General features: G+C 47.4%; 13 protein-coding genes. 6 read left to right on the top strand and 7 right to left on the bottom strand.

The annotated features are described in order from the left end of the window. Positions 1-87 precede the first annotated feature (87 nt). The 3 genes from HRU21_00695 to HRU21_00685 all read right to left on the bottom strand — a co-directional run bounded on the left by HRU21_00695 (position 88) and on the right by HRU21_00685 (position 4,981). Positions 88-780, bottom strand: coding sequence for a cupin domain-containing protein (locus tag HRU21_00695; GenBank protein NRA40801.1), 693 nt, complete (start codon positions 778-780; stop codon positions 88-90). Then, positions 780-3,893: an efflux RND transporter permease subunit gene (locus tag HRU21_00690; GenBank protein ID NRA40800.1), complete on the bottom strand. Its 3,114-nt coding sequence runs from the start codon at positions 3,891-3,893 to the stop codon at positions 780-782. Before HRU21_00690 ends, HRU21_00695 begins: the two co-directional genes overlap by 1 nt. Beyond that, positions 3,890-4,981 (bottom strand): efflux RND transporter periplasmic adaptor subunit, encoded by a 1,092-nt coding sequence (locus HRU21_00685; protein NRA40799.1) that lies wholly within the window; start codon positions 4,979-4,981, stop codon positions 3,890-3,892. Before HRU21_00685 ends, HRU21_00690 begins: the two co-directional genes overlap by 4 nt. A 192-nt stretch (positions 4,982-5,173) precedes the next feature. On the opposite strand from HRU21_00685, the gene HRU21_00680 reads away from it, so the two are divergent. From HRU21_00680 to HRU21_00670, 3 genes are all read left to right on the top strand, one after another. Continuing rightward, a complete protein-coding gene (locus tag HRU21_00680) occupies positions 5,174-5,521 on the top strand; it encodes a HopJ type III effector protein (GenBank protein ID NRA40798.1) in 348 nt (115 codons plus the stop codon). A gap of 2 nt (positions 5,522-5,523) precedes the next feature. Further along, positions 5,524-5,751, top strand: a complete 228-nt coding sequence (locus HRU21_00675) for a cysteine-rich CWC family protein (protein NRA40797.1) — start codon at positions 5,524-5,526, stop codon at positions 5,749-5,751. 63 nt (positions 5,752-5,814) lie between these two features. Next, positions 5,815-6,228, top strand: coding sequence for a nitroreductase family deazaflavin-dependent oxidoreductase (locus HRU21_00670; protein NRA40796.1), 414 nt, complete (start codon positions 5,815-5,817; stop codon positions 6,226-6,228). Positions 6,229-6,336: 108 nt separating this feature from the next. Here HRU21_00670 and HRU21_00665 read toward each other — a convergent pair whose 3' ends face one another. Next, positions 6,337-6,879 (bottom strand): glutathione peroxidase, encoded by a 543-nt coding sequence (locus HRU21_00665; GenBank protein NRA40795.1) that lies wholly within the window; start codon positions 6,877-6,879, stop codon positions 6,337-6,339. 79 nt (positions 6,880-6,958) lie between these two features. Between HRU21_00665 and HRU21_00660 the strand changes: the two genes are divergently transcribed. Next, complete coding sequence (locus HRU21_00660; protein NRA40794.1) at positions 6,959-7,762, top strand: hypothetical protein; 804 nt, start codon at positions 6,959-6,961, stop codon at positions 7,760-7,762. A gap of 19 nt (positions 7,763-7,781) precedes the next feature. On the opposite strand, the gene HRU21_00655 is transcribed toward HRU21_00660, so the two are convergent. The 3 genes from HRU21_00655 to HRU21_00645 all read right to left on the bottom strand — a co-directional run bounded on the left by HRU21_00655 (position 7,782) and on the right by HRU21_00645 (position 10,749). Continuing rightward, complete coding sequence (locus HRU21_00655) at positions 7,782-8,270, bottom strand: TIGR00645 family protein (GenBank protein ID NRA40793.1); 489 nt, start codon at positions 8,268-8,270, stop codon at positions 7,782-7,784. A gap of 110 nt (positions 8,271-8,380) precedes the next feature. Further along, positions 8,381-9,715, bottom strand: coding sequence for a deoxyguanosinetriphosphate triphosphohydrolase (locus HRU21_00650; GenBank protein NRA40792.1), 1,335 nt, complete (start codon positions 9,713-9,715; stop codon positions 8,381-8,383). A gap of 62 nt (positions 9,716-9,777) precedes the next feature. Next, on the bottom strand, positions 9,778-10,749 hold the full coding sequence (locus HRU21_00645) for a flippase-like domain-containing protein (GenBank protein ID NRA40791.1): 972 nt from the start codon (positions 10,747-10,749) through the stop codon (positions 9,778-9,780). A 198-nt stretch (positions 10,750-10,947) separates the two neighbouring features. Here HRU21_00645 and HRU21_00640 point away from each other — a divergent pair, with 198 nt between their 5' ends. Further along, entirely contained in the window at positions 10,948-12,129 is a 1,182-nt protein-coding gene (locus HRU21_00640) for a homoserine O-acetyltransferase (GenBank protein NRA40790.1), read from the top strand. Further along, positions 12,120-12,710 carry a methionine biosynthesis protein MetW gene (gene metW, locus HRU21_00635; protein ID NRA40789.1) on the top strand — a complete coding sequence of 197 codons (591 nt, stop codon included), beginning with the start codon at positions 12,120-12,122 and terminating at the stop codon, positions 12,708-12,710. Before HRU21_00640 ends, metW begins: the two co-directional genes overlap by 10 nt. Positions 12,711-12,731 lie beyond the last annotated feature (21 nt).

Below are 12,731 nucleotides of genomic sequence, written 5' to 3'. Positions count from 1 at the left end.
AGCTAAACGATTAAGAGCTAAACGAGTAAGAGCTAAAGAACTGAGAGCTAAAGGATTAAAAGTCTAAGCGCTGAGGGCTAACAATAGCTAAAACTCAGCAATCAGCTCGGGATGTAAATGGCCCACTTTAACGTAAATGAGTGCTCCGTCCTCGCGTGTAAAAGGGCGATGTTGACTGAGGTGCGGGCTTCGAATCCAGCTGCCTTTCGGATAGCTGCCATGCTCATCATAGAAGGTGCCCTCAAGCACCAGAATTTCCTCGCCGCCAAAGTGTTGGTGGGGATTAAATTCGGTAAATGCTGCCCACTTGACCAGTGCTATATGCTCGCCCTCATAGTCATGCAGGGGCATCACCGATAAGCCGTCTACTAAGCCTGGGCGCCAGGCCTGCTGATTACAATTTAGGTTTAATTGAAGTTGGTCATCCGCCTGAAACTGCTGCAGTTTAACAAAAATCAACGCTCCTTGGGCACCGACCTTCGGGCTGTGGCTGCTGCCTATTGGGTTACGTAAATAGCTGCCAGCAGGGTAGCTTCCGTATTCGTCGGCAAATTCACCTTCAAGTACAAAAATTTCCTCGCCGCCAGGGTGTTGATGCTCTGCAAATTCACTATGCGGGGCATAGCGAACCAGGGAGGTTGCGCGTGCTTGCTCAGCACCGATGCGGTCCAAGGGCATGCGCCTTACACCAGATTGTGGAGAATCGAACCATTGATGCTCGGAGGGTAATACCACCTCGCGTTGAGAAAAGTCGGCGCGACAGCGTGTTGGCAATGACATTAGGCGTAGTTATCTCGATCNAGATGCAAAACATGGCTGAGCTTAACTTTAAAGCGCTCACCCAAATAATATAGGCAGGGCACCAATATCAGGGTGACCGTTGTGGCAAACAATACCCCATAGGCTAAAGAGATAACCATTGGAATAAGGAACTGTGCCTGCAGGCTAGTCTCAGACATAATTGGTAGCAAGCCAATAAACGTAGTGATCGAGGTGAGGATAATCGGTCGAAAACGGTCGATGCCGCCTTGCAGTACCGCGTCAAAAATCTCTACCCCTTGTGAGCGTAACTGGTTAATCCGGTCGATTAAAACCAGATTGTCATTTACCACGACGCCGGCACAGGCCATCACCCCTAAGAACGAGAAAATGCTGATATGGTAGTTCATGATCAGGTGGCCAAAGATTGCACCCATGACGCCAAATGGAATCGCGGTGAGAATGATCACCGGTTGCCAATATGAGCGAAACGCAATCGCCATCATGGCATAGATGGCCAGCAAGGCTTGCAGAAAATAAATGCCCCAGGCGGCCATAAAGTCGCGGCGTTCTTCTTCTTGGCCTTTCAGCGCCACTTCGACGTCCGGGTGGGTTTGTTTTAAGGCTGCGGCAAATTCACCGATCACGGAGTTAGATATTTCGATCGCGTCGGAGGTGTCGGGTTTTAAGTCGGCGGTGACTTTTAAGCTGCGTTTTTTATCCGTGCGGGTGATATCTTGCAGCGCTGGTACATAGTCAATATCGCTGATCGCGCCAAGGCTTGCCTGTTGGCCATTGCTATCGCGTACCGGAAGATTAACAATCGATTCATATTGACCACGTTGATCAGCCGCCAGCTTAAGCATAATGCGAATATCTTCGCCATCACGCGGAATACGCTTAATCTCTGAACCATAGAATGCACTGCGTACCTGCTGGGTTAATAAGTTCATATCCCAGGCGCCAAATTCGCTGGAGGGCTTTAAGGCCAATTCAATTTCACTGCGCGGCGTTTGCAGCGAATCGCGTACATCAAATACCCCGGCAAAGGCTGCAAGGTGTTGCTGCAGGAGTTGGCTAGCCTCATTTAGACTTTGATTGCTTTCGCTGGAGAGTTGATATTCTAACGGTTTACCTTGATCAGAGATTTGATAGAAAAACACCATATCCTCAGCTTCAGGAATGGGGCCGATNGCTTCGCGCCACATATCGATCAGTTCAGGTGAGCTGATGGTTTGTTTAAATTCGCGATTGATGCCCATTGCACCATAGATATTGTTTTCCCAGCCACGCACAGAGTAACCCCAAATATGCGAAGTATCGCTATCTTTGAATAGGGCCTGCTGTTGCACTTGCTCGGACGCATTTTCAATGCGGTAGGTGATATCTTGTGTTAGCTGTTCAGGTTCACCCTGCGGTAGCGTGATTTGTAAAATAATATAGTCAGTTGTGACATTCGGTAGAAAGCTGAATGTCATCCAGCCGCCCGCAAAAATCGAAATCGACAGTACCATCGCGACTACAAAGCTGGCGATCGCCGAGCCATAGTGCCTCAGTGCTAAGGATAATAAGGGGCGATAGATTTGGCTGACAAAGCGCGCAAGCTGGGCGGCAAAAAAACCACGTAGGCGATCAAATTTTTGTATCAAAGGATGTTTAAAATAGCCTTCAGGCGGCATGTCGGCTAAGTGTGACGGCAAGATGAACAGACTTTCTATCAGTGAAAACGCCAGCGTCAGCAAGACCACGGTAGGAATCGCCTGCGAGGCTTTGGCAGACTCGCCAGGCAAAAACAGCATCGGAATAAACACCAGCATGGTTGATGCCACGGCAAACAGCACCGGCTTATATACCCGCTGCGTGCCGCGAATCGCACTATCAGTGCCGGCACCGTGCGCCTGTTGTTCGGCATATACAGACTCACCAACAATAATCGCATCGTCAACCACAATCCCCAGTATCATTAGAAACGCGAACAGTGAAATCATATTCAAGCTGGCATCTAACATCGGCATCAGCCAAAGCGTGCCGAGAAATGCGATAAAAATACCAATACATACCCAAAGCGCCAATAGCGGTCTAAGAAACAGCATCAGTACGACAAATACCAGTAATAAGCCGCTGGCACCATTTTTTAAAAGAGTGCGGATACGATCTTTAAAAGACAGCGAAAAGTCGTGCCATACCGACACTGTTAGCGACTCTGGCAGCTCTTGCTGTTTTGCGGATAAGTAAGCGCTAACTTCTTGCTTGGTTTTTAATACGTCGGGGTCGCCAGTCACCTGCACTTCAAGAAACAGCGCTGGGGTTTTATTGAAGCGTGAGATGATGCTGTAATCTTGCGTGAAATCATCTTTGATGGTGGCAATATCGCCCAGTTTTACTACGCCACCGTCGGGCGATTTAAGCACAATGATATTAGCCAGTTTTTCAATATCGTCAGCTTCTTGCCGAGTCTGCAGTAAAATATCGCCCTGGTTAGAGCGAATAGTGCCAAGCGGCGAGTCTATCGAATTATTGCTGACCGCCTGCCGCACTTGGTTAAAGCTGAGTTGATGGCGCAACAGTGCAGAGCGATCGAGCTCGATAGTAATTTCATAATCACGCTGACCTTGCACATTGACCGTGGAAACATATTTGAGCTGTTCAAGTTCACGCTTGATTTTGTCAGCATGAATTTTCAACACTTTTTCTGACACCTCGCCCTCGAGCACAATTTCCATCATGTCGTGGGTGCGCAAAGGCTGGGTGACCTGCGGTTTTTCAGCATCGACAGGTAAGGTGTTCAGGCTGTCTACGCGGTTTTTGACGTCGTCGTAAAGCGCGCCAATCGAATAGTTATCAGCTACTTTAACATCGATTTCGCAGCGGTTCTTTTTTGCCTTGGTGGTGATGCGGTCAACGCCACTTAAGCCGTCTAGCGCCTGCTCAACTCGAATACAGATCTGTTCTTCAACATTTACCGGTGCTGCGCCAGGGTAGGCGATGCTGATTTCAACGCTGCTGGGGTCTGCCTTGGGAAAAAATTCTTTGTCGATATATTGCACCGCAAAAATGCCACCCAGCAAGATTGCCAGCATCAGTAAGTTGGCGGCAATGGTATTGCGAGAGAACCAAGCAATCAGCTGTGTCATAGGCTGTTCCGAAGCGCAACGTCGCCGTTATCAGTGGCTGGTAACTGCGGCGCTACGCGCATACCAGGGGCTGCCAAGGGTAGGCGCGAGGTAATAATGGTTGCCCCAGCAGGAATCTGCGCGCGCAGCAATAATGATGCCCCTCGCCGCGCTAAAAACTGCGCATCATTGAAAGCAATACGGTTATCAGCATCGGCAGTAAGAATATAGCGTTTATCATGAAAGGCGTTTTCAGGAAGGGTGAAAACCTGCGTTTGAGCCTCGCCCGCCACTCGGGCTTCGATATAGAGGCCGGGTAAAAAATGCTCGGCGAAGCGGTTGTCGATCGCCACAATCAGGTCGATAAACTGATTGCTGCGATCAACCACGGCGCTGCGGCTGAGCAGCTCGGCGTTAATTTCAAGTCTTTTGTCGCGTGGGTCATAAAGGGTAATGAGTGGGGGGTTTTCAGTGCTAATCGGCCAGGCGATATTGGCGGTTTGCAGCTGCTGTTGGCTAAGCTGCAGTTTGACCTGACGTTTATCGCTGCGATACAGCTCAGCAAGACGACTGCCCATCGTCACGAATTGCCCTTCATGAATATGGGTGTCGACGATATTCACCGCATACGGCAGGGTAAGCTTGGTGCGCTCGATTAATTGGCGACTGCGGCTTAACCTAGCCTTGGCAGTTTTTAGCCGGCTTTGTGCGGATTTAAGCTGTGGTTTACGTAAAAACAGCGCGTTTGCCGCGTCTGAACCTAAGTCGCGCCATTCTTTTTTTGCCTGATTGGCGCGCGCGGTCTCGGTAGCAACCGCTTCTTCGGCAGCGGCAACTTCGGCTTCTGCATTCGCCAGCTCAGCTAGATATTGCGTATCATCAATGCTGAGAATTTGCTCGCCCTCAGCGATCTGACCACCGAGTAAGAAATTCTTATGGACGCTAAGCACGCGCCCCGATACTTCGGCAATCAAGTCGATGGATTGACTGGCTTCGACCAGTCCGTGTGCTAAAACATCAATGCGCTGAGTTTGTGGTGCAGCGATAACGGCCGATACCTTGATGGCGGGTCGCTCTGCCTCGGCCAGCTTTTCGGGTTTTGGCTTCATGGTGCCAACCATATAAGAAAGGCCAAAGCCTAAAAAAAGTATGGAAATGGCAGTAAGTAAATTTCTCATATAAACAGGAGCTTATGAATGCTGTAAACTATCTCGGATCACCAATAATACGAAACTTCGCAATAATGTGCCCAGATTTAATCAGATTTGGTGAAAAATTGCGCAAAAAATTGAGAAAATACCATGTCGATTTCAGAATTGCTGGCACTGCTTGAGTCAGACCCCAAAGCCTTATCATTTACCCAGGTCATAGATTGTATTGATCAGCATTACCAATTTAGCGCGGTTGGCTTTCGTGTTGGCGAGCAAATCAATGCTGCGGGCAGTAATCTCGGCTCATGTAAAATCTTTGCTTTTGCTCAGCTGCAGCAGCTGAGTGAGCAGCATACCTTGAGCTTGTTTGGTGATTATTATTTTATTGATGTATTACAGCATCCTGAGGCCGATGATCACGCCAATATCCGTAATTTTATGCAGTTTGGCTGGTCTGCGGTGAGCTTTGATGCCACTGCTTTGGTTGCGGCGGCCTAAGCTTGACTGCGCATGATGCCAAGCCTAATCGCTGTCCAGCCTGTGGCCAAGCCAATCAGTGTGTAATGACGCAGCCAGGTGCATCGATTGCCGATTGCTGGTGCAGCCAGCCATCCTTAACATGCAGTAAGTATGTTAGCAAACTGCCGCCAACGCTGCCGGCCGATCAATGTTTATGTGCTCAGTGTTTGGCATCGTTTCGGCAGCATAAGTATCAGCTGTCTGACTAACAGAAAAACTATGCATAAAATATAAAAAGTTATCAATGAAAAGCTATAAATAAAGGTTATCAAATGGCAAATTGGCAATGGTTTACCAAAGTACACCGCAAAGTATTTAACCTTACTGGCGGGCGTCTTGGTGCCAGCATGGGCGGGCAATCCATCGTGATGATAGAAACTATTGGGCGCAAGTCTGGGCAGTTACGTCAAGTCCCGGTGGTGTGTTACCCCTATAAAGATTTTGTGACTGTGGTTGCATCAAATAATGGCCAGCACAAGCACCCGCTGTGGTGGCTTAATTTACAAGCGCAGCCTCAGGTGAATGCGCAGCTGGGTAAGCAGCGTTTTGCGGTATCAGCGCATGAGCTTCAAGGTGCAGAGCGAGAGGCCGCATGGCAGGTGATTCGAGAAAAAAATCCCAGGCAACAAGTGTATGCTGATAACACCGAGCGAGAGTTGCCAGTGGTCTACCTACAGCCCCGCTGATTAAGCGATAAACCGCAGTAGAAATAATACTGACGTGCATCGGTAGCACGTCAGTATTATCTAAGATATGACGTTGGCAATAATATTGTCAATTTATGACAGATGGATTTATTGCGCCTGTTGCAGGGCTTTGTCAAGCGCCGCAATCAGCGCCTCGTCGTCGGGGCGTGTGGCTGAGTTATACCACTCAATAACCTCACCATCGCGACCCACCAAGTATTTATAGAAATTCCATTTCGGCTGACCTTTGCTCGCAGCGAGGTGCTGAAAAACAGGGTTTGCCTGTTTGCCCTTCACATCTGAGGTGGCCATCATCGGAAACGTGACACCATAATTGATATAGCAGACTTCGGCAGTTTTTTCTGCTTCACGATGTTCTTGCCAGAAGGAGTTGGAAGGGAAGCCTATCACTAATAAATCATCGTCTTTGTATTCACGGTATAGGGCTTCTAGACCTTTGAATTGAGGTGTATAGCCACATTCGCTGGCGGTATTGACTATCAGCAAGACTTTATCTTGTTTCAGTTCGCAGAGGTTAACTTGATCCTTGCCTCGCAAGGTTTGCATATCTTGATTAAGCCAGTCTGGACATTCGGCCCAGCTATTGATACTAACAGCTAACAGCATAAAAACGACGATTGATTTCATCATAATTTCACCCATTAAAATAGAAGGAAGGTATAATCATACGCGTATACAATTTATATAGTTTATTAATATAGGGCATCTCATGGCGCAGCGCTACTCATCTTCAAGACTGGCTAAAGAGCTAGGTGTTGATGCAAAGCAAGTGTTTCAGCAACTACAGCAGGCAGGCTGCATCAGTCGTGAAGACGAGCAATGGCAGCTCACCGAACAGGGTTTGCAGCTTGGCGGCGAATATCAGCAGTCAGAAAAATTCGGCCAGTTTATTAGCTGGCCCAGTAGCCTGCTGGAGCATGCAATGTTTAAACATTGTCTACCAGATTTATTGTCGGCTACGCGTATTGCTCAGCAGTATGATCTGACGCCGAAACTGGTGAATCAATTATTCGCTGAGCTTGGCCTAATTGAGCGCGACCAGCGCGGCTGGACTATGACCAAGCAAGCCGAGAAGCTGGGCGCCGAACAACGCAATTCTAAGCAGGGGCTGTTTGTATTGTGGCCCAAAGCCATGTTAGATAATAGTTTGATAGCCACTAATCTGAAGCAAGTTGCCGGGCTTGAGCCTGCGCAATGTCTTGATGGTCGAAAGCTTGACAATATTGCAGACCAAAAAATTGCCAATTGGCTGTACCTTAATCAATTGGCATTTGCCTACGATAAAGCGCTGGCCTTTAGTGAGCTGCGCATCAGTTTCTATTTACCGGTAAGACGAGTATATATAGCCTACTGGGGCATGCATAATATCGAGCATAGCCTGTCGAAAAAAATGCAGCAAGATACGCTGATTCAGCAGTTAGGTTTGCGTTATATAGAAATTAACGATGAGCAGCTGAAGGATTTAGAGGGCTACCTAAGCCAGAAATTGCTGCAGTTTGGTCTGCAGTTATAAGTGCTTCCGTTGCTATTATTTAGCGCTTAACTAGCTTATCTAAAATGCTCATCGCAAATGCTGAGGCAACAAAGGTCATATGCATAATGACGTACCACATGATCTTGCTGCTGTCGTACACTTCAGCGTTCATAAAAACTTTCAGTAAGTGAATCGAAGAAATCGCCACGATTGCTGCAGCCACTTTATTTTTGAGGCTATTAGCGTCCATTTTGCCAAGCCAGCTAAGCTTTTCTTCCCCTTCCGGAATGTCTAGGCGAGAAACAAAGTTCTCGTAGCCAGAAAACATGATCATCACTAACAGGCCACCAACCAGGGCTAGATCGATTAAGCTTAATATCAGAAGCACCAAATCCACTTCTTTCATGGTTAATAAATGGGGAATCACGTGCAGCAGCTCTTGGTAAAATTTAATAATCAGTAGCAAGATGGCAAATGAAAGCCCTAAATAGATCGGTGCTAACAGCCAACGTGAGGCATAGATTATTCTTTCAATGATGGTTTCCATTACGCTACTCTTTATTGTGATAAATGGCTTATGATGAATGTTGCCAAAACATCAATAGCTGGCTGACTTAAGTACCGTCGCTTCAGGACTCAGGACTCAGGACTCATGGTTCAGTAATTGGCATAGGCCATGCCCGAAAATTGTCGTGATAGGTGGCTGGCATAATTATCGGTCATGCCCGAAACAAAGTCGATACCCGCCATCAAGGTTTGATAATAGTCGCCGGTTTTAGGAATATTTTTTTCGCCAATTAAGTTAATCATCATTTGATTTTCTTTAGACTTCGCCATCCCGCCTTGCTGGTACCATTCATCTAAGGCGGGTATAACCTTATCCAACAATCTGGCAATCACATCATAGGCGCCAATTTCGAGTTCAACCTTACGCGGGTGAGAAAAAATACGCGCCTTGGCTAGAGTTTTTGCAGCATTCACCGACTCAGTAATTTCAGGTCGGCAGAGTGAGATTAAGTCATGCTTAACCTCGCCAGCCAGAAACGCCTGTTCATGGCGCATATAGGCGTCAACGCCAGCCTCAATATAAGCGTCGATAATTTTACCTCGGATAAACGGCGGCCTTCGGCCAATTTCAATTCGCTTGATTTGCTGCTCTAAGCTATGCACCTCAGCTGGGCGCAGTACCGGCTTGATCAACTGAAACATCTCTTCCCAACTGACAAGCCCCATTTCTAAGCCATCCTCCAAATCCAAGATCCCATAGCAAAAGTCGTCAGCAGCTTCCATTAGATATACTAAGGGGTGTCGGCAGTAATATCCTACGCTGTTTTCGAGTAGGGCAGTGCGTTCGGCAATTTCATCAACATGCTGGCGATCAGCATCATAGATGCCGTACTTATTCGTTTTGGGCGCATCCTGCTGATCTGAGCCCCATGGATATTTGATAAACGAGGCAAGTGTGGCATAAGTAAGGCGCATACCGCCATCAAATTGGTGATATTCACTGGAGGTTAAAATACGAAGGCCTTGCGCGTTGCCCTCAAAGCGCAGCAGGTCATTTTGTTGTCTAACACTTAAGGGTTGTAAGTAAGTTTGACCATGCTGTTGAAACCAGTTGCGAATCGCTTCTTCGCCTGTATGACCGAATGGTGGGTTGCCAATGTCGTGAGCTAGACAGGTTGACTGAACGATATCGCCAAGGTCTGTGGGTAGTATATGTTGGGGTAATTTTTGCTTTGCCGCTAAAGCCTGTCCTACCCGTATTGCTAGTGATCGACCCACGCAGGCAACCTCGAGGCTATGCGTCATACGATTATGAATATGGTCGTTAGTGGCCATCGGATGCACTTGAGTTTTTCGTGCAAGGCGGCGGAACGCACCAGAGAAAATGATTTTATCGTGATCGGATAGAAACGGCGATCGGCCACTTTCAGTTTTAGCCGGTCTACCCCCAAGTCGTTCTGCACACAGTAGATGTTGCCAATCCATGCTGTTACTCAAAAAAAGTTTAATGTTCTTATTGTCATTACAACAGCTGCCCGCTTGGCTGTCTACGATAATTCATGATCGGAAGCGGCTGGGCTCATCAGCGCAGCCAGAAGCACGCCAAGCAGCTCAGCAATATGCCATGCGGCACGCGAAATAATGGCGCACAGGGTTGCTTGCTCAACACTTAGAAGCGTTGACAATAGAAGAATAATGACAGCTTCGCGGATGCCAATGCCGCCTGGTGCAAATACAGCGAGAAAGCCAATCAGCCAGGCTGCTGAGAAGCTGGCAATGATAAACGCCAGCTGCATTACGGATAGCGATATTGTTGGGGCTATTGCCATTACAATACATAGGCCGGAAATGCCGAATGCAAACCATAGTAAACAATATTGCGGAAGTAATATTATTAAGTCGCTGATGGGTAGCTCGAGCGAGCGGAAAAAGTGACTACACTGTTCGCGCAGGCGGGCAAAATAATCGCTGAAAAAGCTGTTAATGGCGAGGCTTATGCCAAGCACTAGTATTGTGGCAACTGTGATGAAAAGCGCATAGCTAAACGATAACTGATATAACAAATTTATTATGGTTTCGCCGTATATTTGCCATAGTGTGGGTAGCGCAAATATGCTCATAAAAGCGGCAGTCATTAGCATTAACAAGGTTTCAATCAGGAACAGGCTCCAGCCAACTTTTCTGTTGATCGGCACTACCCGCAGCATCTCTACTCTTGCTAATGCGAATAATGCTTTACCAGGTAAATACTTGCCGAGAATAGGCCAGAAAAAAGGCTTCATTAGCTGTCGCAGTGACACGCTTTTAGCCGCGGCACGGGCGACTAATTTTCGCCATAGTTGCAGTTGAATCAATTGAAAAATGCAGCACAACACTAGGGCACTGAGCAGCCAGATAAGCTGTGCGCTTGAGTTGAGCTGCTCGATGGCGGCTTTAAGCTGCAGCGCTTGCGTGTTCAAAAAGTAAGCCGCAACGCCAATAGTGATGATGGCCAGTAATGGTTTAAGCCAGGCGTTCAAGTGCTTTCCTTGGAAATGAATAATCTTTTCAATATATCAGAAAGCGCATCCTTAGGCTTGTCTAAATCATTGTATCGAGTATTGGCTGTCATTGTCTCCTCCACGTCCAACATTTCAGCTTGTGTTCCCTCGATACTTACCTTGCGGCAGCGCTTTATGCTAGTATTGCTCGGATAATTCTGGATATAAGTTTTTCTTATGCGTGACAAATTTGCTGATTCTGTTGGCTTAGTCAGTGAGCAGTTTTTAACTGTTGATCAGCCGCTGTTACTCTCTTCTGGCCATACTTTGGCCAATTATACGCTGGCTTATGAATGCTACGGCCAGTTAAATGACGATGCCTCGAATGCGGTATTAATTTGTCATGCCTTAAGCTCGTCTCATCACGCTGCGGGTTTTTATCACGCAGACGATAAATCACCTGGTTGGTGGGATAATTATATTGGTCCGAATAAGGCGATTGATACTAACCAGTTTTTTGTGGTCTGCGTGAATAATCTGGGCAGCTGCTATGGCTCTACAGGGCCGACCAGTATTAACCCGGAAACCGGTCAAGCCTATGGTCCTGAGTTTCCGATGCTGCGAGTGAGAGACTGGGTGGAAAGCCAGATGCAGCTGATGCAGCATCTAAAGATCAGTAAGTGGGCGGCGATTGTTGGCGGCAGTTTAGGCGGCATGCAGGTGATGCGATGGGCGACGGAGTACCCCGATTTGATGCATCATTGTTTAATATTTGCCTCAGCTATGCAGCTGACGGCACAAAATATTGCTTTCAATGAAACCGCCCGCCAGGCGATTAGTTCAGACCCTGATTTTCACCAAGGTCATTACCAGCGCCATGCGACTATCCCGGCAAAAGGCTTGGCCCTTGCGCGGATGATCGGGCATTTAACATATTTATCTGATGATGCTATGGATCTGAAGTTCGGCCGAAACTTACGCTCTGGCAGTTTTCAACTTGGGCAAGACAGTGAGCTAGAGTTTCAAGTGGAGAGCTATTTGCGTTATCAAGGTGATAAGTTCTCGAAAAGCTTTGACGCTAATAGTTATATTTTAATGACTCGAGTGCTGGACTTTTTTGATTTGGCGCGCGAATACGATAACGATCCGGTAAAAGCATTCGAGCAGGCAAAGGCCAAGTTTTTGGTGGTTTCGTTTTCAACCGATTGGCGTTTTTCGCCGGCGCGCTCGATAGAAATAACCAATGCCTTGATCGCGGCAAACAAGCAGGTGGTTTATGCTGCAATAGACTCGGATGCGGGTCATGACGCATTCTTATTAAAAGATGCTCGTTTTAACCAAGTATTCTCCAATTATATGCATAGTGTTGCGGATCAGTTGGCAATAGATGCGGTTCAGCAGGAGGGTACATGCGCTTAGATCATAATATTATTGCACAGCTGGTTACTGACCAAGCGCGCGTGTTAGACCTTGGCTGCGGTGATGGCTCTTTGCTGCAGCTGCTGCAGCAGCAAAAGTCGGCTGATATCATGGGCGTTGAGATTGATCACGATAAGTTTAATCAGTGTGTGCGCAAAGGCGTTTCTGTTATCGAGCAGAACCTTGATCGGGGTCTGGATAATTTTTCCAGCCAAAGTTTTGATGTGGTGATTTTGTCGCAAACTCTGCAGGCGCTGCACCGCCCCGATTTAGTATTGCAGGAAATGCTGCGTATCGGTGGCTCTGGCATTGTTGCGTTTCCAAACTTTGGACATTGGCGCTCTCGATTACATTTGATCAGTCAGGGGCGTATGCCGGTGTCTAAATTTATGCCCTATGACTGGTACAATACCCCCAATATCCACTTTTGTACCGTATATGATTTTGAGTCTCTTTGTGCTGAACGCGGGATCAAAATATTGCACCGCGAGTTGACGGTTGGCGATAAGCGGCTCACAGGTTTTTCAAAACTGCTGCCAAATCTATTTTCGACTACTGCGATTTACCATATCAGTCGCTAGTATCAAAACTTTAACGCCGAG

This window comes from Pseudomonadales bacterium (assembly GCA_013215025.1).
Taxonomy (GTDB): Bacteria; Pseudomonadota; Gammaproteobacteria; order Pseudomonadales; family DT-91; genus DT-91.
This window is presented reverse-complemented; position numbering and strand designations above follow the sequence as displayed.

Coding starts and splice junctions, on each gene's coding strand:
- HRU21_00685 (NRA40799.1), bottom strand. CDS start 4,981: ATGAAGCCAAAACCCGAAAAGCTGGCCGAGGCAGAGCGACCCGCCATC.
- metW (NRA40789.1), top strand. CDS start 12,120: ATGCGCTTAGATCATAATATTATTGCACAGCTGGTTACTGACCAAGCG.
- HRU21_00695 (NRA40801.1), bottom strand. CDS start 780: ATGTCATTGCCAACACGCTGTCGCGCCGACTTTTCTCAACGCGAGGTG.
- HRU21_00665 (NRA40795.1), bottom strand. CDS start 6,879: ATGATGAAATCAATCGTCGTTTTTATGCTGTTAGCTGTTAGTATCAAT.
- HRU21_00640 (NRA40790.1), top strand. CDS start 10,948: ATGCGTGACAAATTTGCTGATTCTGTTGGCTTAGTCAGTGAGCAGTTT.
- HRU21_00670 (NRA40796.1), top strand. CDS start 5,815: ATGGCAAATTGGCAATGGTTTACCAAAGTACACCGCAAAGTATTTAAC.
- HRU21_00680 (NRA40798.1), top strand. CDS start 5,174: ATGTCGATTTCAGAATTGCTGGCACTGCTTGAGTCAGACCCCAAAGCC.
- HRU21_00655 (NRA40793.1), bottom strand. CDS start 8,270: ATGGAAACCATCATTGAAAGAATAATCTATGCCTCACGTTGGCTGTTA.
- HRU21_00650 (NRA40792.1), bottom strand. CDS start 9,715: ATGGATTGGCAACATCTACTGTGTGCAGAACGACTTGGGGGTAGACCG.
- HRU21_00660 (NRA40794.1), top strand. CDS start 6,959: ATGGCGCAGCGCTACTCATCTTCAAGACTGGCTAAAGAGCTAGGTGTT.